This is a genomic window from Stenotrophomonas sp. I18B00994 (genome assembly GCF_014145825.1).
In the GTDB taxonomy this organism is placed as follows: Bacteria; Pseudomonadota; Gammaproteobacteria; order Xanthomonadales; family Xanthomonadaceae; genus Stenotrophomonas; species Stenotrophomonas maltophilia.
This window is the reverse complement of record NZ_JACIUW010000026.1, coordinates 1-16,815: the sequence shown is the minus strand read 5'-3', so window position 1 is coordinate 16,815 and position 16,815 is coordinate 1. Positions and strand designations below refer to the sequence as shown.

Annotated in this window: 20 protein-coding genes; 12 read left to right on the top strand and 8 right to left on the bottom strand. The window is 67.5% G+C overall.

Annotated elements, in window-relative coordinates; all coding sequences use genetic code 11:
* The first annotated feature begins 19 nt into the window (after positions 1-19).
* On the top strand, positions 20-1,543 hold the full coding sequence (locus H4O10_RS19895; RefSeq protein ID WP_049452091.1) for a carotenoid oxygenase family protein: 1,524 nt from the start codon (positions 20-22) through the stop codon (positions 1,541-1,543).
* 62 nt (positions 1,544-1,605) lie between these two features.
* Positions 1,606-2,322: an ABC transporter substrate-binding protein gene (locus H4O10_RS19890; protein WP_049433113.1), complete on the top strand. Its 717-nt coding sequence runs from the start codon at positions 1,606-1,608 to the stop codon at positions 2,320-2,322.
* A 31-nt stretch (positions 2,323-2,353) separates the two neighbouring features.
* Here the strand turns inward: H4O10_RS19890 and H4O10_RS19885 are convergent, their stop codons facing one another.
* Positions 2,354-3,253: a LysR substrate-binding domain-containing protein gene (locus H4O10_RS19885; protein WP_005411241.1), complete on the bottom strand. Its 900-nt coding sequence runs from the start codon at positions 3,251-3,253 to the stop codon at positions 2,354-2,356.
* Positions 3,254-3,351: 98 nt separating this feature from the next.
* On the opposite strand from H4O10_RS19885, the gene H4O10_RS19880 reads away from it, so the two are divergent.
* On the top strand, positions 3,352-3,495 hold the full coding sequence (locus tag H4O10_RS19880) for a hypothetical protein (protein ID WP_165931257.1): 144 nt from the start codon (positions 3,352-3,354) through the stop codon (positions 3,493-3,495).
* Positions 3,496-3,502: 7 nt separating this feature from the next.
* On the opposite strand, the gene H4O10_RS19875 is transcribed toward H4O10_RS19880, so the two are convergent.
* On the bottom strand, positions 3,503-4,069 hold the full coding sequence (locus H4O10_RS19875; RefSeq protein ID WP_033834050.1) for a GIY-YIG nuclease family protein: 567 nt from the start codon (positions 4,067-4,069) through the stop codon (positions 3,503-3,505).
* Positions 4,070-4,111: 42 nt separating this feature from the next.
* The gene (locus tag H4O10_RS19870) at positions 4,112-5,665 is read right to left on the bottom strand and encodes an alkaline phosphatase (protein ID WP_049452103.1); all 1,554 of its coding nucleotides are present in this window, start codon (positions 5,663-5,665) and stop codon (positions 4,112-4,114) included.
* 121 nt (positions 5,666-5,786) lie between these two features.
* Between H4O10_RS19870 and H4O10_RS19865 the strand changes: the two genes are divergently transcribed.
* Entirely contained in the window at positions 5,787-6,581 is a 795-nt protein-coding gene (locus H4O10_RS19865; protein WP_049452092.1) for a D-alanyl-D-alanine carboxypeptidase family protein, read from the top strand.
* A gap of 13 nt (positions 6,582-6,594) precedes the next feature.
* On the opposite strand, the gene H4O10_RS19860 is transcribed toward H4O10_RS19865, so the two are convergent.
* Both H4O10_RS19860 and H4O10_RS19855 read right to left on the bottom strand, forming a co-directional pair.
* On the bottom strand, positions 6,595-7,188 hold the full coding sequence (locus H4O10_RS19860; protein WP_005411246.1) for a TetR/AcrR family transcriptional regulator: 594 nt from the start codon (positions 7,186-7,188) through the stop codon (positions 6,595-6,597).
* A gap of 16 nt (positions 7,189-7,204) precedes the next feature.
* Positions 7,205-7,801: an NAD(P)H-dependent oxidoreductase gene (locus H4O10_RS19855; RefSeq protein WP_005411247.1), complete on the bottom strand. Its 597-nt coding sequence runs from the start codon at positions 7,799-7,801 to the stop codon at positions 7,205-7,207.
* Between the two features lie 126 nt (positions 7,802-7,927).
* Between H4O10_RS19855 and H4O10_RS19850 the strand changes: the two genes are divergently transcribed.
* Positions 7,928-8,476: a hypothetical protein gene (locus tag H4O10_RS19850; RefSeq protein WP_005411248.1), complete on the top strand. Its 549-nt coding sequence runs from the start codon at positions 7,928-7,930 to the stop codon at positions 8,474-8,476.
* Positions 8,477-8,509: 33 nt separating this feature from the next.
* On the opposite strand, the gene H4O10_RS19845 is transcribed toward H4O10_RS19850, so the two are convergent.
* Entirely contained in the window at positions 8,510-9,337 is an 828-nt protein-coding gene (locus tag H4O10_RS19845; protein WP_043034544.1) for an isocitrate lyase/phosphoenolpyruvate mutase family protein, read from the bottom strand.
* 166 nt (positions 9,338-9,503) lie between these two features.
* Between H4O10_RS19845 and H4O10_RS19840 the strand changes: the two genes are divergently transcribed.
* From H4O10_RS19840 to accC, 4 genes are all read left to right on the top strand, one after another.
* Positions 9,504-10,232 (top strand): DOPA 4,5-dioxygenase family protein, encoded by a 729-nt coding sequence (locus H4O10_RS19840; RefSeq protein ID WP_049418041.1) that lies wholly within the window; start codon positions 9,504-9,506, stop codon positions 10,230-10,232.
* 423 nt (positions 10,233-10,655) lie between these two features.
* Complete coding sequence (gene aroQ, locus H4O10_RS19835) at positions 10,656-11,099, top strand: type II 3-dehydroquinate dehydratase (RefSeq protein ID WP_005411251.1); 444 nt, start codon at positions 10,656-10,658, stop codon at positions 11,097-11,099.
* A 59-nt stretch (positions 11,100-11,158) separates the two neighbouring features.
* Positions 11,159-11,638: an acetyl-CoA carboxylase biotin carboxyl carrier protein gene (gene accB / locus H4O10_RS19830; protein ID WP_005411252.1), complete on the top strand. Its 480-nt coding sequence runs from the start codon at positions 11,159-11,161 to the stop codon at positions 11,636-11,638.
* A 10-nt stretch (positions 11,639-11,648) separates the two neighbouring features.
* Positions 11,649-13,016, top strand: a complete 1,368-nt coding sequence (accC, locus tag H4O10_RS19825) for an acetyl-CoA carboxylase biotin carboxylase subunit (RefSeq protein WP_005411253.1) — start codon at positions 11,649-11,651, stop codon at positions 13,014-13,016.
* Positions 13,017-13,113: 97 nt separating this feature from the next.
* Here the strand turns inward: accC and H4O10_RS19820 are convergent, their stop codons facing one another.
* Positions 13,114-13,488 (bottom strand): hypothetical protein, encoded by a 375-nt coding sequence (locus H4O10_RS19820; protein WP_005411254.1) that lies wholly within the window; start codon positions 13,486-13,488, stop codon positions 13,114-13,116.
* Positions 13,485-14,450, bottom strand: coding sequence for a hypothetical protein (locus H4O10_RS19815; protein WP_049452093.1), 966 nt, complete (start codon positions 14,448-14,450; stop codon positions 13,485-13,487). Before H4O10_RS19815 ends, H4O10_RS19820 begins: the two co-directional genes overlap by 4 nt.
* Positions 14,451-14,614: 164 nt before the next feature.
* Here H4O10_RS19815 and prmA point away from each other — a divergent pair, with 164 nt between their 5' ends.
* From prmA to fis, 3 genes are all read left to right on the top strand, one after another.
* The gene (gene prmA, locus H4O10_RS19810; RefSeq protein WP_012481409.1) at positions 14,615-15,535 is read left to right on the top strand and encodes a 50S ribosomal protein L11 methyltransferase; all 921 of its coding nucleotides are present in this window, start codon (positions 14,615-14,617) and stop codon (positions 15,533-15,535) included.
* A 42-nt stretch (positions 15,536-15,577) separates the two neighbouring features.
* Positions 15,578-16,345, top strand: coding sequence for a DUF3426 domain-containing protein (locus H4O10_RS19805; RefSeq protein WP_049452094.1), 768 nt, complete (start codon positions 15,578-15,580; stop codon positions 16,343-16,345).
* A 114-nt stretch (positions 16,346-16,459) separates the two neighbouring features.
* Positions 16,460-16,735: a DNA-binding transcriptional regulator Fis gene (fis, locus tag H4O10_RS19800; RefSeq protein ID WP_005419706.1), complete on the top strand. Its 276-nt coding sequence runs from the start codon at positions 16,460-16,462 to the stop codon at positions 16,733-16,735.
* Positions 16,736-16,815 lie beyond the last annotated feature (80 nt).

Genomic DNA, 16,815 nt, shown 5'->3' with positions numbered 1-16,815 from the left:
ATCCAGACCCGAGGCCACCATGGACCGTCGCCGCTTCCTTCGTACCCTGCTCAGCAGCAGTGCCTGTCTGGCCCTGGGCACCACCGCGCTGCGCAGCGCTCCCGCCTTCGCCGGCGACCCGGCGCGGTTCGCGCAGGGCATGCAGGAACACCCGTGGCTGCTCGGCTGGCGCAGCGTCGGCAGCGAAAGCCTCGGTCCGGCCACCGTGCAGTTGCAGGGAAAGCTGCCGTCAGGCCTGGCTGGCACGCTGTACCGCAACGGTCCGGCGTGGACCGAGCGCGATGGCTTCCGCTACGACCACTGGTTCGACGGCGACGGCATGGTGCATGGCTGGCGCTTCAATGGTGATGGCAGCCTGACCCATCACGGGCGCATGGTTGCCACGCCGAAATTCACCCGTGAACAGAAGGCCGGCCGCTTCCAGTATCCGGCCGCCGGCACCAGCATTCCCGGTGCGCTGGCGGTACGCAACAACGATGATGCCAACGTGGCCAACACCTCGGTGACGATGATCAATGGCCGCCTGTTCGCCCTGTGCGAATCCGGTTCGGCGTTCGAAGTGGACCCGGATTCGCTGCAGACGCTTGGCCCTGTCACCTGGCGTCCGGACCTGGCGGCGCTGCCGTTCTCGGCGCACCCGCTGACCGACCACGACGGCAGCCTCTGGAACTTCGGCTCGATCAGCCTGATGGGGGGCCATGGCCTGCTGGTCTGGCACATCGGTGCGGACGGCCAGCTGCGCAGCGCCAATGTGATCGAAACACCCGAGCATGGCTACCTGCATGCCTTCGCGATGACCGACCAGCACCTGGTGTTCGTGATGATGCCGTTCGATTTCACCGGCGCAGGTGGCAGCTTCTTCGAGCGCATGCAGTTCGCACCGCAGCGTCCGGTGCGCATCGCGGTGGTCGCCAAGGATGCGCCGGACAAGGCGCAATGGTTCGAGGCCCCGTTCGCGGCGATCTACCACTTCGGCGACGCGTTCACCCGCGATGGCGGCATCGTGCTGCGCGCAGTGCGCCACGACGACATCAATGAGGCGCGCTCGCCGATGAAGGAAGCGATGGCCGGTGATGGCGCACACGCGGCCAACAGTGGCGCCAGCCTGGTCGAGCTGCATCTGGACCTGCGTCGTGGACAGGCCCGCTGGCAGACGTTGGGCATCAGCGCGGTGGAGTTCCCGTTGTTCGACCCGCGCTCGGCGAACACACGTGGCGCACGGCTGTATGCGCCGACCATCGACGGCACGGCCACTGCGCCGTACTTCAACGCGGCGGCCGCGTTCGAGATCGAGCACGGGCGCCGCCAGCTCTGGAACTACGGGGCGGACATCATGGCCGAAGAGCATGTGTTCGTACCGCGCCCGGGCAGCCGCAACGCCGATGACGGCTGGCTGATCGGCACCCTGCTCGATCCGGTGAACCAGCGCAGCGGTCTGGCCGTGCTGGATGCGCGCCGTGTGGATGACGGTCCGCTGGCCCAGGCGTGGCTGCCGTATGCGGTGCCACTGGGCTTCCACGGCACCTTCGCCGCGCGCGGCTGAGTCCACGCCACGCGGACACCGTTGTTGGCATGCTGGGTCTCCCCTGCCCCGTGGAGTCCTGCATGTCCCTGGCCGACCACCGACGTACGCTGGCACCGCACGGTTTCCTGCGCGTGGCGATCAACCTGGGCAACCCGGTGCTGGCACAGGGCGATGCGCGCTCACCGCGCGGCCCCTCGCTGGAACTGGCTACCGCGTTGGCGCAACGGATGGGGGTGCAGGCACGCTTCACCTGCCACGGTGCCGCAGCCTCGGTGGTCGCCGCAGCGGGCGAAGACGGCTGGGATCTGGCCTTCCTGGCGATCGATCCGGCGCGTGCCGACCGCATCGCCTTCAGCGCTCCGTATGTGGAGATCGAAGGCACTTACCTGGTGCGCGAAGACAGCCCGGCGCAGCAAGTGGCCGACCTCGACCGCGACGGACTGCGCATCGCGGTGGGGCGTGGCGCGGCCTATGACCTGTTCCTGAGCCGGGAACTGCGCCATGCCACGATCGAGCGGGCGGACACCTCGGCAGCGGCCATCGCCCTGTTCGACCAGCACGGCCTGGATGCCGCCGCCGGTGTACGCCAGCCGCTGGCGGCCTGGGCGAAGGCACATCCCGGCCATCGGGTGCTGGCCGATCGCTTCACCGCGATCCAGCAGGCAGTGGCGGCACCGGCCTCACGCCCCGCCGATGCGCTGCGGGCGCTGTTTGAGGAAGTGGAAGCGATCAAGGCGGGCCCGTTGCTGGAGGAAGCGTTCGCGCGTGCCGGGCAGGCGGTCACCCTGGTGCAGTGACTGTAGAGTCGAGATCGAGCACCGCGCGGCGTTACAGATGCGCGTCCGCCATGTGCTGCACATGCTCGGCGGCCTGCGCATGCAGCCAGTCGCGGAACGCGAGGAAGCCGCGATGGCTGGCCGAGCGCTGCGGGTACACCAGCCAATGCGGCCACGCCGTCTTCAGGCGCTGGCTGGACAGCGCGACCAGCTGGCCGGATTCCAGCAGCAGGCGTGCCCGGGTCACCCGGCCAAGGGCCACGCCTACGCCATCCAGTGCGGCGCGATGGTGCGCCTCCGAATCATCCAGCACCGCCACGAAGCGCGATGGCGGGCTCTGCCCGCTCAACGCGAACCAGGCGCCCCACGCGCCGTCGGGATCACCGAGCAGCGGCCACTGGGTCAGCGGTACACGGTCGATGCCCCCCATGCGCTCGATCAGCGCGGGGCTCGCCATCGGCACCAGCCACTCGTCGAACAGCGGTTCCACCACCAGGCCCGGCCATTGCCCGCTGCCCAGCCGCAGCGCGGCGTCGAACTGGCGCTGCCGCTCGAAATCAATCAGGCGCTCACTCGACTGCAGGTTGATCTCGATCTGCGGATGCTCAGCCACGAAGTGACCCAGGCGCGGCACCAGCCAGGCCGATGCCATCGATGGCACCGCACTGATCGTCAGCACGTGCTCGGCACGCGCGGCATAGGGCTGGAAGGCTTCGTTTATCGCATCCAGATGCGGCCCCACCTGCTCGAGCAGGCGCTGCCCCTCAAGGGTAAGGGTGATACCACGCGGCTGGCGGATCAGCAGCGGCTGCCCGAGCCGTTCTTCCAGCTGCCGCATCTGGTGGCTGAGCGCGCTGACGGTCAGGTTCATCGACGCCGCCGCGCGCGACAGGTTGCCAAGCCGGGCGGCAGCCACGAAGCCCTGGAGGGCATGGAGCGGAGGGCGGGACATAAGGCTTGAAATTCTCTCAAGTCATGCTTGCGGAAATGTCGCTTTTTGCCCGTCCATGCTGCCCGTATCGTGCAATCCACTCAAGTGGAGGCACGCTCATGAACATCTTCGGCGGCTTGTTGTTCCTGCAGGGCCACGTGGCCAGCGCCGAGCTGGCACGCCAGCTGGCCAGCCCATCCAGACCTGCCCCGCAGTGCGCGCGGCAACCGGCCGCGCCGGTTCAGCCGCCGCGAGCCCGTTGAACGCTCCTCAACCTGCATACCAGCGTTGGACGTGTTCAGGCAGCCATGGGATCGGATCGATGTCCAATGCCCGACAACCGTCGAGGGTGTCACGCAGCGCGCCCTCGCCGGGGCCACCGGGGATCCGCAGGCCTTCCTCTTCGGGAAGCTGCACCGCCGCCCAGTCGTGCAGCCGGTCCATGCGCAGGCGAAGCGCGGCTCGCAGCCATCCCTTCAGTGGATAACAGCGATAGCCCTGTTCGCCCAGGCCGGCAACCGCAAGCGACAAAGCGTGGTTGGCACCACGTACCCATTCGGTGCGGCCTCCAGCCTTGTCCTGGACCGTCATCGGCGCCGGAGCGCGGTGCGCCTTGAACGGCGAACGCAGCTGCAGCTCCAGATCCCGCGCATCGCGCTCGCTTTCCGCTTCCACCAGCGCACCGGCGTCGAGATCGAAGAACTCGAACCAACGCCGGTGCAATGCGCTGATGCGCCCAAGCGGATCACGTGAGAAACCAATCTTCGCGTAGTCTTCCCACGCACAGGGGAAGACGTAGGCGAAGACACGACCGTCGATGCGGATATCCGACTGCATGTACGCAGGCTGCCTCGACAACAGCCCGCGTGCAACCGGGCGTTACCGTGGACGCTGCAGCGCTTCCTGCACTGCGGCAGCCACGTCGGTATTGTCGATGTAGCTGCCGTCGTTCCAGCGCACGTGCTGACGGTAGCCGGCATCGACGCCCCGCACGCGCTTGCCCAGCAGCTCCGCGCCGGCGCCCCTGGCCCACAGCGGCACCAGCGCGTTGGAGTGGTTGCCGGTGGGGCGGAAGCTGATTCCGGGCATGCGGCCGCGACCGTTGTTGCGTACCGGCGCGAAAGCCACGTCCTGTGCATCCGGGCCCATCGGCATGCTGTTGTCGTGGTCGGTGGTGACGATCAACAGGTTGCGCTCCCAGCCACCGTTGCGCTCGATCCAGTCGACCACCGCCGCCACCGCGTCATTGAATTCCACGGTCTCTTCGATCAGCCGGCCATACTGCGGCTGATCGCTGCACTGGCCGTAATGCCATTCGGTGCCGCACGCACTGGTATGTGCGGCCCAGTCGGTGGCGCCGCCTTCCACCATCAGGTACAGCCCCTTGGACGAGCGCTGCTGCAGGAACTGCAGTGCGCCACGCGTCATGGTCGCCAGATCGGGCACGCTGTCGATCTTCCTCACTCCCGAAGGCGTGCCTGCATCCTTGCCCAGCACCTGCAGCTGGCGCGCCTGCTGCAGTGTGTTGGCCACGCGCGGTACACCGATCAGCGGCCGGTCGGCCGGCAACCGTCCCTGCGCCAGTGCGGCGAACGCTTCCTTGCTGCGGATCAGGCGCCACGGTCCCGCCGGATTGCCGCCGATGGTGCTGCCCGCTTCCAGCTGCTGCCAATCCTGCTGCGACACCCACTCCCATGGATTCGCACAGCCCTCCGCCTTCGCGGCGTCCGTACCTTCATGGCAGGCGCGGCCGTCGACGCTGTAGCCCGGGCCACCCGTGCCCATCACCAGGTCCATGTGGCCCTGCGCCAGCATCTGGTGTGCGATGGCGTGATAGTTGCTGCGCGATTCGTTCTGCGCCGCGAACGCGGCCGGCGTGGCATGCGCGAACGGCACCGAGGTGACCACGCCGGTGGCCATGCCCAGGCGCTTGGCGCGCAGCGTATTGAACTCGACCGGCTGGCCATCGTTGTTGAAGTTGATGGCGTTGTTGTAGGTCTTGATCCCCGAGGACAGCGCAGTGCCCGCCGCCGCACTGTCGGTAGCCACCGCGGCCAGGTACTGGTAGCCCGCAAAGGGCAGGTCCTGCGCAGGAACCGGCGCGTCATCCCAGGCCTTGCCCGGGTCGTAGCCAAGCGTCTGCGCGTTGTCACCGGTCGGCTGGCTGCTCGCGTTCAACGGAAAGGTGGTCACCGCCAGGCGCAGTGGGAAATCCGCATAGGGTGCGCCTTCACGGCTGCCGTACTGCCAGTAGGCGGCGGCGTCCCAGGTACCCCAGCCGGCACCGTCGTTGATCATCACGATCACATTGAGCGGACCGGCTTCGGCGCTGGAAACAGCCTCGGCGCGCAGGTTGGGCTGGCAGCCGCCAAGTGCGGCCAGCGCGAGCAGCAACGAAGAATGAAGCCAGCGGCGTGGAATGCGTGCAGTCATCGGATGTCCCGTCGGGCCATCGGCGGCCCACAATGACGATACGTTATATCGTTTCAATATTTCAGATTCGTGCAGTCGCCGCACACTATCCTCCTGGGTCCCCACTGCCATCGTCGCTTCCATGCCGTCTCCTGCTCCTGCGCGTGCACCGCTGTCGTCCATCACCCTCGATGCGGCAACTTTCGCGGTGATTCACCAGCACAACGCGGATATCGCCAGGCAGCCGGCCTCGCTGACCAAGCTGATGACCGCCTACGCGGCTTACGAATGTGTCGAGGAGCGCGGTCGCTCGTGGGGCGACGAAGTCACCATCGCCGCCGGCGACGTGCATGCGGTCGCCGACGATGAAACGCGCATGGGCCTGGTGCCCGGCGAAACGGTCACGCTCGCGCGCCTGCTGGAAGGGTTGATGATCGTCTCCGGCAATGACGCGGCGCTGGCCATCGCGCGCCACCTGGACGGATCGCAGCCTGCGTTCCTGGAGCGCATGAACCGGCACGCACGCCAGCTCGGCCTGCGCAGCAGCTGGTTCGCCAGCGTCTCCGGCATCACCACGCCGCACCATGCGTCCAGCGCGCGCGACATGGCGGTGCTGGCCGCCTGCCTACTGAATGACCATCCGCAGATACTGGCAATCACCGCGCAGCGCGCGTTCGTGCATGGCAGCTTCAGCCGCAACAACCAGAATGCGCTGCTTGGCGATGACGGCGTGGATGGATTAAAGACCGGCTACACCCAGGCAGCAGGCTTCTGCCTGGCCGCCACCGCATGCCGGGCAGTGCCCGGGCGGGATCAGCCGGTACGCCTGATCACCGTGGTATTGGGTTCTGAAAGCCGCGACGCGCGCGACGCACAGGTGCGCGATCAGCTGGCGGCAGGATTCGCCACGCTGGCCAGCAGCACCGCCGGGGCCTGACGCCCGAAGCCGCTCAGCGCCGCTTGACCGTCGCCACGATCAGCCGCTGCAGCTCGGCCTCGGCGTTGGTCTTGTCCAGCGCACCTGCCGCCACGGCTTCGGACAGGGCTTCAGCCGCACCGAGAATCGCCCAGCGCCCAGCAAGTGGCACCGTGCCATCGGCGGCAAACGGACCCAGCCATGCGTCGCAGTTGTCGATGAAGTCCTGCTGGTAACGCCGTCGCACCTCGTGCAGTTCCGGCGCGCCCACCAGCGCGGCAAGGATGCCCTGCACTTCACTGCCCTGGCTGAGGATGCAGTCGATGTAGCCGGAGGCGATAGCCGCCGCACGGTCGGCCAGCTGCGCGCGGGCGCGGCCGATACGCTCGTGGAAGACCACCGTCTGCCGCCCGTCATAGTCATCGTAGAGCGCGGCCAGCAGGCCGTTGCGGGTCACGAAGTGATCGTAGGCCACCGGCTTGGTCACGCCCGCCGCCTCGGCCAGCCGTCCCAGCGTCAACGCGTCGGTGCCTTCTTCACCGACCAGCGCCCAGGCCACGTCCAGCAACTGGCGGGCGCGTTGCTCGCGGGTCAATCGGCGGCGCGTGGGAGCGGCGTTGGCGGGCATCGGCGGAACACGGCGATCAGCGCATCGGAGTGCCTATTTTACGGCCGATCGCCAGCGCGGTCTGCAGATGCGCTCCAGCCGCACCGGTATCGGCATCCAGCAGCAGGTCGGACGTCAGCACGCGTGCGCCACAGTAGTCGAAGATGCCCATGTCGATCTGCGTCTTCATCGCCGCATCGTAGCCGCGTCGTTCGACCATCGCTGCATCGGCACCGCCCAGCCCCACCAGATGCACGTTCAGGCGCTGCAACTTCTTCACCAGCTTGCCCTGCGCGTCCTGTGCGTAGGCCCATTCGTTGGTGAAGACACGGTCGATCCAGCCCTTCAGCAGTGCCGGGAACGACCACCAGTACAACGGGAACACCAGCACCAGTGTATCGGTGGCCTCCAGCCGTGCGTGCTCGGCGGCGATGTCGGCCGGTACCGCGCCAGTGCTGCGGAACAAGGCCTGGTCCTGGGCGTTGAAGCGCGGATCGAAGCCTTCGGCCATCAGATCGGCGTAGGCCACGGTGTTGCGGGCGTCGGCGGCAGTGATGGCATCGCCGATGCGATGCGCCATCGCATGGGTCAGCGAACCGGGTTCAGGGTGGGCGATGACAATGAGGCTGTGCATGGGGGGTCTCCAGAAATCAATACCTACCAATAGTAAGTAGTGATTTTCGGGATACCAGCGCCATCGATGGGACGCTGTTTTCGCATCCACCGTATAGTGCGGCGGTGCCCTGTGAGACACCCGAACATGGATCGACGCCTGCCCCTGACGATGCTGATGCTGATGCTGCTGTCGCTGTCGCTATTGCTGTTGCTGCCATCCGCCTTCGCAGGTGAACTCAGTCCCAGTGATGCGAAGGCTCTGCGCGAAGATGTGCGCGCCATGATGGCTGCATACGCCCGCGGCGATGCGGACTTCCTCATCGAACGTACCCATCCCAGCCTCAAGCGACTGGCCGGCGGCGATGACGCCTTCCAGGCGATCACCCGTGATGCGTTGAAGAAGCAGCACAACGCCGGTGTAGTGATCATCAGCGAAGATGTAGGTGTGCCGACCCGGACCTATGCTGCCGGAGAGGAAGAAGTCTGCTTCGTGCCACGCCAATCCCTGATACGGGTGCGTGAAACCCCAATGCGCAGCACCACGTTCATGGTGGCCGTGCGCCGCGTTGGTGGTTCCGGCTGGACGTATCTGGATGGCACCGGGCTGCAGGGCAATCCAAACCTGCTTCGCCAACTGCTGCCAGCGCTGGAACCCGACGTGACCTTACCCAAGCGGGAGATCGAGGCGCTGTAGTCGCCGGCCCCTCCCGCCTTGCACGGCGTGGATCTAGCGGAACAGCGCGTTCAAGGCAGCTCCGGAGGCCGCCTGCTGCAGCCCATCGAAGCGTCCGTCCTGCACGATCGGCTGGGTCGCCTGCATCAGCCCGCCCCACGCGGCACGGGCGAGTGCGCCGCCCAGACTCACCCGGCGAATGCCGAGCGCGGCAATGTCCTGCAGGCGCAGCGGTGTCGGTCCACCGACCAGCAGGTTCACCGGCTTCGACCCGGCAGCGGCGACCACCGCGCTGATCTGCTCGCGCGTGCTGATGCCAGGTGCATACAGCACATCGGCACCGGCCTCTGCGTAGGCACGCAGGCGCTGCAGGGTGTCCTGCAGATCCGGCACGCCGACGAAGAAGTTCTCCGCACGCCCGACCAGCAGCACGTCGCCGCCCGCGCGGTCGATGGCTGCACGGGCAGCGCGCAGGCGCTCGACCGCCTGGTCGATCGGACGCAGCGGTGCATCGGCCACGCCGCTGGCATCCTCGATCGACAATGCCGCAATGCCGGTGTCGATCGCCGCGGCCACCGCCTCCTGCACCGCCTGCGGCGTGGCGCCGAAGCCATCACCGAAGTCGGCATTCAACGGCAATGGGGTCGCTGCCGCCATCACGCGCAGATGCGCCAGCGTGGCCTGCAGCGAAACCGCTCCGTCCGGCCGTCCTTCGCTCCAAGCGCAGCCGGCACTGGTGGTGGCCAGTGCCTGGAAGCCCTGCCGCTGCAGGTAGCGGGCACTGCCCACATCCCACGGGTTGGGCAGCACGAAGCAACCCTGCGCGTGCAGCTGACGGAAAAACGCGCGCTTTTGCTGTGTGTCGGCATCGGGCGAGATCATGGAAGGGCTCCGGGGCGGCAGACCTGCACCCTAGCCCGCCCAGCGGCCACGCTCAACGACAACGGGGCGCACCTGCATGAGGTGATGCCCCCTGCTTATTGGACGCTGTGGATGCGGGTGCCCGAGCGTGCTTGCCTGCCCACACGATGCCGCCACGGAGCCCTTCATGCACCCGGACCCGCAGACCCTCACCGACGCCGGCGATGATGACGCCCACTGGGCCGACCTGCTTTCGCCGGCACGGCGCCGCCTGATCGCTTCGGCGGGTCTGGCCGCTGGCGGCCTGGCCAGTGCCTCGACCACCGCCGCAGCACCGCGCGGCAACGACGCGGTGAACACCACCGAGCCTGGCCGCCCCGGCTTCCGTGCCATCGTGCCGCCAGCACCGGAAGGGCGCAGCCCCTGGGGCCAGGCCACGGCCAGCGAACCGACCCCGCGCCCGGCCAGCGTGCGTCCCGGCGAGGCCACCCTGCCCGTGACCCCACGCGCCTACACCGACATCAAGAGCTATCACGCGCACATCTACTTCGACGAGGACAGCTTCGAGAAGGCTGCGCTGCTGCGGCGCTGGGCGGCCGAGCGCTTCCCGGTGGAGCTGGGCAACTGGAACCTGGAACCACGCGGGCCGCACGTCACCCCGTCGTTCTACTTCGGCTTCACCAACGACCTGCTGCCGGTGCTGGTGCCCTGGCTGCAGCTCAACAGCCTGGGCCTGACCATCCTGATCCACCCCAATACCGGTGATGGCCGCGCCGACCACCTGTATTACGCGTTGTGGGTAAACCGCGCGCAGCCGGTGAATGCCTACAACTGGCCGGCACCGAAGCCTGGGGAACGGGAACCGCTGGAAGAGGTGTTTCCGAATGTGGTGCCGACGGTGCCGCTGGAGACGTGAGCGGGGGCGTGGCGGGGGGCAGTAGGTGTGCGGCGCACCTTCGGCTGCCCCTCGGTGGGTGCGTAGCGTGCTACGTACCGAACGTCCTTCATCCACGCATGGCGTGGATCTACCGACCGGAGGTCCATCATCCACCCGTGGCGTGGATCTACTGACCGGTAGCCTCATCCGCGCGTGGCGTGGATCTACCGCAGCACCGCCCATGGCAGCATCAGCCTGCCCATGCCTGCCGCCATCGTCGGCCTACGTGCAAGCATCCCCGCCCTGCGAGCCATTCAGCGCGCCTTGATCCAGGGCCCGCCATACGGCCATAAGCGCTCCGGCAGATTTCAAACGTTCGATTGAAACGCTGCAAACTTCGCCGAACTGGACAGCATCCGCCGGTTCCGCCAGACTGCCGCCCTTTCCCGTCTTCCGGATCCCATGGCGAAGCTGCTGGTCCTGCACGGCCCCAACCTCAACCTGCTCGGCACACGCGAGCCGGAGGTCTACGGCCACACCACGCTGGCCGACATCGACCAGGCCCTGGCCAGCCAGGCATCGGCCGCCGGGCACGCGGTGGAGAGCCTGCAGTCCAACGCCGAGCATGTGCTGGTGGACCGCGTGCAGGCCGCGCGCGACGACGGAACCGCTTTCATCCTGATCAACCCCGCCGCCTTCACCCACACCTCGGTCGCCCTGCGCGATGCGCTGGCCGCGGTGGCGGTGCCGTTCATCGAGATCCACCTGTCCAACCCGCATACCCGCGAACCGTTCCGCCAGCACAGCTACTTCAGTGACAAGGCGGTGGGCGTGGTGTGCGGCTTCGGTGCCGACAGCTACCGCTACGCGATGGACGCGGCGCTGCTGCGGGTATCCGCCACCTGATTGTCGACCCGGGCGCCCACGGCGCTCTCCTCACCTAGATAGAAACCAAAGAGGCCCTCATGGATCTGCGCAAAATCAAGAAGCTGATCGACCTGCTGGAAGAGTCGAACCTGGCTGAAATCGAAATCAAGGAAGGCGAAGAGTCGGTGCGCCTGTCGCGTGCCCCGGTGGCCGGCTATGCCGCCCCGGTCGCCGCCCCGGTGTACGCCGCTCCGGCCGCCCCGGCACCGCAGGCGATGCCGATGCAGTCGCCGACCGAAGCCTCCACCGGCGGCACCGCCAAGCCGGGCCCGGCACTGCCGGAAGGCCACGTGCTGCGCTCGCCGATGGTCGGCACCTTCTACGCGTCGTCCGCACCGGACAAGCCGGCCTTCGTCACCGTTGGGCAGCAGGTCAAGGAAGGCGAGACCCTGGCCATCATCGAAGCAATGAAGATGTTCAACCCGATCGAAGCCGACACGTCCGGCACCATCGTCGCCATCCTCGGCGAGAACGGCCAGCCGGTGGAATTCGACCAGCCGCTGTTCGTGATCGGCTGAGGGGCACGCCATGCTCGACAAAGTCGTCATCGCCAACCGAGGGGAGATCGCGCTGCGCATCCTGCGCGCGTGCCACACCCTCGGCATCCGCACGGTGGCCGTGCATTCCACGGTCGACCGCAACCTCAAGCATGTGGCCATGGCCGACGAGTCGGTCTGCATCGGCCCGGCGCCGTCGCCGCAGAGCTACCTCAACATTCCGGCGCTGATCGCCGCCGCTGAAGTCACCGACGCGCAGGCGATCCATCCCGGTTACGGCTTCCTGTCGGAGAACGCCGACTTCGCCGAGCGCGTGGAAGAATCCGGCTTCATCTTCATCGGCCCCAAGGCCGACACCATCCGCATGATGGGCGACAAGGTCGAAGCCATCCGCGCGATGAAGTCGGCCGGCGTGCCGTGCGTGCCCGGTTCGGGCGGCCCGCTGGGCGATGACATCGTCGCCAACACCAAGATCGCCCGTGAGATCGGCTACCCGGTCATCATCAAGGCGGCCGGTGGCGGTGGCGGTCGCGGCATGCGCGTGGTGCATGCCGAGGCCTCGTTGAAGACCTCGATCGAAACCACCAAGAGCGAGGCCAAGGCCGCGTTCGGCAATGGCGAGGTCTACATGGAGAAGTTCCTGGAGAACCCGCGCCACGTGGAAATCCAGGTGCTGGCCGACGGCCAGGGCAACGCCATCCACCTGGGTGAGCGCGACTGCTCGATGCAGCGCCGCCACCAGAAGGTGGTGGAAGAAGCGCCGGCACCGGGCATCACCGCCGAACAGCGCGAGCAGATCGGCAAGGTCTGCACCGAAGCCTGCGTGCGCATCGGCTACCGCGGCGCCGGCACGTTCGAGTTCCTGTACGAAGACGGCCGCTTCTACTTCATCGAGATGAACACCCGCATCCAGGTGGAACATCCGGTCACCGAAATGGTCACCGGCATCGACCTGGTGGCCGAGCAGCTGAAGATCGCCGCCGGCCAGAAGCTGTCGATCAAGCAGAGCGACGTGGTGCTGACCGGCCACGCGATCGAGTGCCGCATCAACGCCGAAGACGCCGAGACCTTCGTGCCGAGCCCGGGCACCATCACCGGCTTCCATCCGCCGGGTGGCCCCGGCGTGCGCGTGGATACCCACATCTACAGTGGCTACCGCGTGCCGTCGAACTACGACTCGATGATCGGCAAGCTGATCGTGCACGGCCCGGACCGCGAAACCGCCATCGCCCGCATGCGGGTGGCGCTGAGCGAGATGGTAGTCGACGGCATCAAGACCAACATCGCCCTGCAGCAGCGGATCATGCGCGACAAGGGCTTCCAGGCCGGTGGCCAGAACATCCACTACCTGGAAAAGCGTCTTGCCGAGCGCAAGAACAAGCCGATCGCACTGACCTGATCGGCAGCAGGTACTGGACATGAAAAGGGCGGGGATATCCCCGCCCTTTTTCCATTGCCGTAGAGCCGAGCGTGGGCTCGGCTCTACGGCAGGTGCATCAGCGCTTGTCGGCAGCTTCGGCCGGGATCTGCGAATTCGCCAGCGGGCGTACACCATTGGGCGAGCTCGGGTCGACGATCACCATCGTCTCGGTGGACCCATCGGGCCACACCACCTGGAAGGTACTGCCTGCCGGCAACGAAGCGAACGGCATGCCGCTCTGCGCGCGATAGACCGCAGCGACCTGGCTGGCACCCACGCGGCGCACATCTTCCTGCGCCTTCACCGTGGTCAGTTCCACTTTCGACAGATGCCGGTAACGATCTTCATAGGTGTCGATCATCAACAGCCCGACCGCGCCGGCCGAATAGGCCACGAACAGCGCCACCCAGAACCAGAACTTGGCCCCATGCAGGAATCGACGGTAGTTCATTGCCCGCCCCTCTTTCCAACCAATCGCTTGATCCACTGCTTCATTTTCCCCGCACCTTGCCGCGAAACCGCAGCGTCATACACGAAATCCCGGAAATCCTGCGTCCCATCCTGCGAACAGATCCCTCCATTCGCGCAAAAACTGTTGACCAGCACGCTGTCGGCACCACACGGTAGACCGAGCTCGCAGGCCGCAACCCGCCACGCCAGTTCACTGAGCTGTTCTCCCGCCACCAGGCCAGTGAGCGCCTGGTCGCCCGCCGCGCGCACGCCCATGCCCGGTGCAATGGCCATGAAGGCCTCCGGATCGCGCGATGTGCGCACCCGCTCGACCAGGTCACGGCGGTACTCGGGGCTGTCATTCAGCGGCTCGCCTTCGGCAAACAGCGATGCTTCCGCTGCGAGGTTGCCCTGCGTGGCTGCCTTGCGGCGCTCGGCCAGCACCAGCGCGGACCCCAGCTTGTCGCCCGGCACGAAGCCGCCACAGCGCTGCGCCACGCGCTCGCGCGCCTGCACCATCGCCGGTGCAGCGGTCAGGCCCAGCCCGGCCAGCACATTGTTGTCCAACCGATAACCGCCTGGATCGATGGCGTACTGCGCGCAGTAGTCGTAGACCCGGCTGAGCATCCAGCGCGCCTCGTGATTGCCGTCGTCGGCCTGCACGCGCAGGCGCTGCGCATAGGCGTACAGATCGGTGGCATCCTCGATGTCCGCGCGCAGGTCCAGCGGCAGGCCCGAAGGCAGCGCGTTGCCGCGCTCGAACGCCGCCAGGCGACGCGCCAACGCTTCCGGCACGACCGGCAGGGGCGCCGCATCGTCCGCCGCAACCTGCGCCGTCGGCAGTTCGCCTGCGGTCACCGGTACCGACCCGGCATGGCCGTTGGCCCGATACCCGGCCACGCCCAGCACGGCCACCGCCGGCAGCACGAGCAACCAGGTTTTCAGGGTCGGAGCAAAGGCCATTGGCGGCAGTGAGCGTTCATGGCGCACAGGAAAGCAGCAAGTTTAGCAAGGCCCGCCAGGCCTGTCTGAATCGGTTCCGTTCATCTCCGAGCGGCATCTCAGGCAATACGGAGACGCTCCGATGGTCTAGCATGGCCCCCTTTCCCGCGATTGCCCCCACCGCCATGCCGTTCCTGGAACTGACCCTGCGTTGCACCGAAGCTACCCAGCCCCGCTATGAGAATGCGCTGGAGGATGTCGGCGCACTGGCCGTCACGCTGCTTGATGCCGAGGCCGATACCAGCAACGAACAGGCCATTCTCGAGCCGGGCGTGGGCGAGACCCCGCTATGGGACACCCTGGTGCTGAGCGCGCTGTTTCCCGCCGACAGCAACGCATTGCTGCTGCTGGCCGCGCTGGAGGCGTTCGACCCGGAACTGGACTGGAGCAGCGGCAGTTTCCGCGCGGTCGAGGACGAGGACTGGGAACGCGCCTGGCTGGACCAGTTCCAGCCGATGGCTTTCGGCAGCCGCACCTGGATCGTGCCGTGGAACCATGAACTGCCGGAGGCCGCACAGGCTGCCGACGCCGCCGTGGTGCGGCTGGACCCGGGCCTGGCGTTCGGCTCGGGCACCCACCCGACCACCGCGCTCTGCCTGCGCTGGCTGGACCAGCTGGCCGTGGATGGCCTGCTGCAGGGCCAGCGCGTGCTCGACTTCGGCTGCGGCTCCGGCATCCTTGCGCTTGCCGCGCTGAAGCTGGGCGCCGCTGAGGCCATTGGCGTGGACAACGATCCGCAGGCCCTGGTCGCCACCGCCGACAATGCCGAGCGCAACGGCGAACAGGCGCGCATGCACGTGTACCTGCCGCCGGACGAACCGGTCGCCACCTACCCGATCGTGGTCGCCAACATCCTCGCCTCGGCACTGGACGCGTTGGCCGAGCTGCTGGCCGCGCGCGTGGCCGCCGGCGGCCGTATTGCCCTGTCCGGCATCCTGCACGGCCAGGAAGGTGAACTGCTGCAGCGCTATGCCGAATGGTTCGACGACCTGCAGGCGACCCAGGATGGCGACTGGATGCGCATCACCGGCGTGCGCCGCGCCTGATCGTGGTTGAATGACTGCTGGATCCGAGCCCGCACCCTGAGCATGTCCGAGCCGAACCCACCGCGACGCCCTCTGGCAACCTTCCTGCGCACCGCCCCGGAAGGTTCGCCCGTGCCTTCGACCGATGCGCGCACGCAGGAACCGGAAGAACACGCGTCGCCTGTCATGCAGGTGCCAGCCGGGCCCGCCGAAGCGGCGCATGTGGCGGCGGAGATGCAGCGCGACGATGCGCCTGTCATCGTTGATGACATTGCGGCCATCGCGTCGGCACCGGTTACAGTGCCGGCGACGACGGCCGCCGTTGACGCGCCGAGTTTCCTTGGCAGTGCGCGCCCCCGCAACCTGCCGGCACCGCGCTGGCACTGGCTGCTGGTTGCAGGGCTGGCGCTGCTGCTGGTGCTGCAGAGCGTGCTGGCCGACCGTGCGCGGCTGGCCGCCGACGCCGGCAACCGTGCTTGGCTGGGCACGCTCTGCGGCCTCCTGCGCTGCAGCCTGCCGGCCTGGCATGAACCCACCGCCTTCACCATGACCAGCCGCGAGATCCGGCCGCTGCCCGGGCAGGCCGGCGTGCTGCAGGTGCAGGCCAGCATCCGCAACGACGCACGCTGGGCACAGGCCTGGCCGGACCTGCGCCTGTCACTGTCCGATGCTGATGGCCGGGTGATCGGCAGCGGTGTGTTCACGCCTGCGCAGTACCTTGGCGAGAACCCCGGCGCCGCCCTGCTGGAACCGGGCCAGAGCGCGCGCGTCGCCTTCCGTGTGCAGGAGCCCTCCGCATCGACCGTCGCATTCACCTTCGACTTCCTCTGAACGTGAAAAGGCGACCGGCCGTGGCAGGCCGGGCACGCTCGCGCTAGACTGGCCGCCACCACCTCGTCCGGCCGCGCGCACCGCGCGCACGGGCCCACCGAATCGGGAACCCCCTTGAACGCTGTCCTCTCTCGTCCTGACAACAGTCGTGGCGCTCCCCGGCCACCGCTGCGTGAACATGTCGCCCAATCCGTGCGCCGTTACCTGCGTGACCTCGATGGCTGCGACGCGGACGATGTCTACGAGATCGTGCTGCGCGAGATGGAGATCCCGCTGTTCGTGGAAGTGCTCAACCACTGCGAAGGCAACCAGAGCCGCGCCGCCGCGATGCTGGGCATCCACCGTGCCACCCTGCGCAAGAAGCTGAAGGAATACGGCATCAGCGCGTAAACGCGCACGGGTAGTGCCGGCCGCTGGCCGGCAACCCCACGAACGGTGGCAGGATGTTGCAGTTGCCGGCCAGCGGCCGG

Excerpts from the sequence above, each read along its gene's own strand:
- H4O10_RS19805 (WP_049452094.1), top strand. The coding sequence starts at position 15,578 with ATGTCCGAGCCGAACCCACCGCGACGCCCTCTGGCAACCTTCCTGCGC.
- H4O10_RS19875 (WP_033834050.1), bottom strand. The coding sequence starts at position 4,069 with ATGCAGTCGGATATCCGCATCGACGGTCGTGTCTTCGCCTACGTCTTC.
- prmA (WP_012481409.1), top strand. The coding sequence starts at position 14,615 with ATGCCGTTCCTGGAACTGACCCTGCGTTGCACCGAAGCTACCCAGCCC.
- accC (WP_005411253.1), top strand. The coding sequence starts at position 11,649 with ATGCTCGACAAAGTCGTCATCGCCAACCGAGGGGAGATCGCGCTGCGC.
- H4O10_RS19840 (WP_049418041.1), top strand. The coding sequence starts at position 9,504 with ATGCACCCGGACCCGCAGACCCTCACCGACGCCGGCGATGATGACGCC.
- H4O10_RS19895 (WP_049452091.1), top strand. The coding sequence starts at position 20 with ATGGACCGTCGCCGCTTCCTTCGTACCCTGCTCAGCAGCAGTGCCTGT.
- H4O10_RS19850 (WP_005411248.1), top strand. The coding sequence starts at position 7,928 with ATGGATCGACGCCTGCCCCTGACGATGCTGATGCTGATGCTGCTGTCG.
- H4O10_RS19890 (WP_049433113.1), top strand. The coding sequence starts at position 1,606 with ATGTCCCTGGCCGACCACCGACGTACGCTGGCACCGCACGGTTTCCTG.
- H4O10_RS19860 (WP_005411246.1), bottom strand. The coding sequence starts at position 7,188 with ATGCCCGCCAACGCCGCTCCCACGCGCCGCCGATTGACCCGCGAGCAA.
- H4O10_RS19845 (WP_043034544.1), bottom strand. The coding sequence starts at position 9,337 with ATGATCTCGCCCGATGCCGACACACAGCAAAAGCGCGCGTTTTTCCGT.
- H4O10_RS19880 (WP_165931257.1), top strand. The coding sequence starts at position 3,352 with ATGAACATCTTCGGCGGCTTGTTGTTCCTGCAGGGCCACGTGGCCAGC.
- H4O10_RS19870 (WP_049452103.1), bottom strand. The coding sequence starts at position 5,665 with ATGACTGCACGCATTCCACGCCGCTGGCTTCATTCTTCGTTGCTGCTC.
- H4O10_RS19815 (WP_049452093.1), bottom strand. The coding sequence starts at position 14,450 with ATGGCCTTTGCTCCGACCCTGAAAACCTGGTTGCTCGTGCTGCCGGCG.
- aroQ (WP_005411251.1), top strand. The coding sequence starts at position 10,656 with ATGGCGAAGCTGCTGGTCCTGCACGGCCCCAACCTCAACCTGCTCGGC.
- H4O10_RS19820 (WP_005411254.1), bottom strand. The coding sequence starts at position 13,488 with ATGAACTACCGTCGATTCCTGCATGGGGCCAAGTTCTGGTTCTGGGTG.
- H4O10_RS19885 (WP_005411241.1), bottom strand. The coding sequence starts at position 3,253 with ATGTCCCGCCCTCCGCTCCATGCCCTCCAGGGCTTCGTGGCTGCCGCC.
- H4O10_RS19865 (WP_049452092.1), top strand. The coding sequence starts at position 5,787 with ATGCCGTCTCCTGCTCCTGCGCGTGCACCGCTGTCGTCCATCACCCTC.
- accB (WP_005411252.1), top strand. The coding sequence starts at position 11,159 with ATGGATCTGCGCAAAATCAAGAAGCTGATCGACCTGCTGGAAGAGTCG.
- H4O10_RS19855 (WP_005411247.1), bottom strand. The coding sequence starts at position 7,801 with ATGCACAGCCTCATTGTCATCGCCCACCCTGAACCCGGTTCGCTGACC.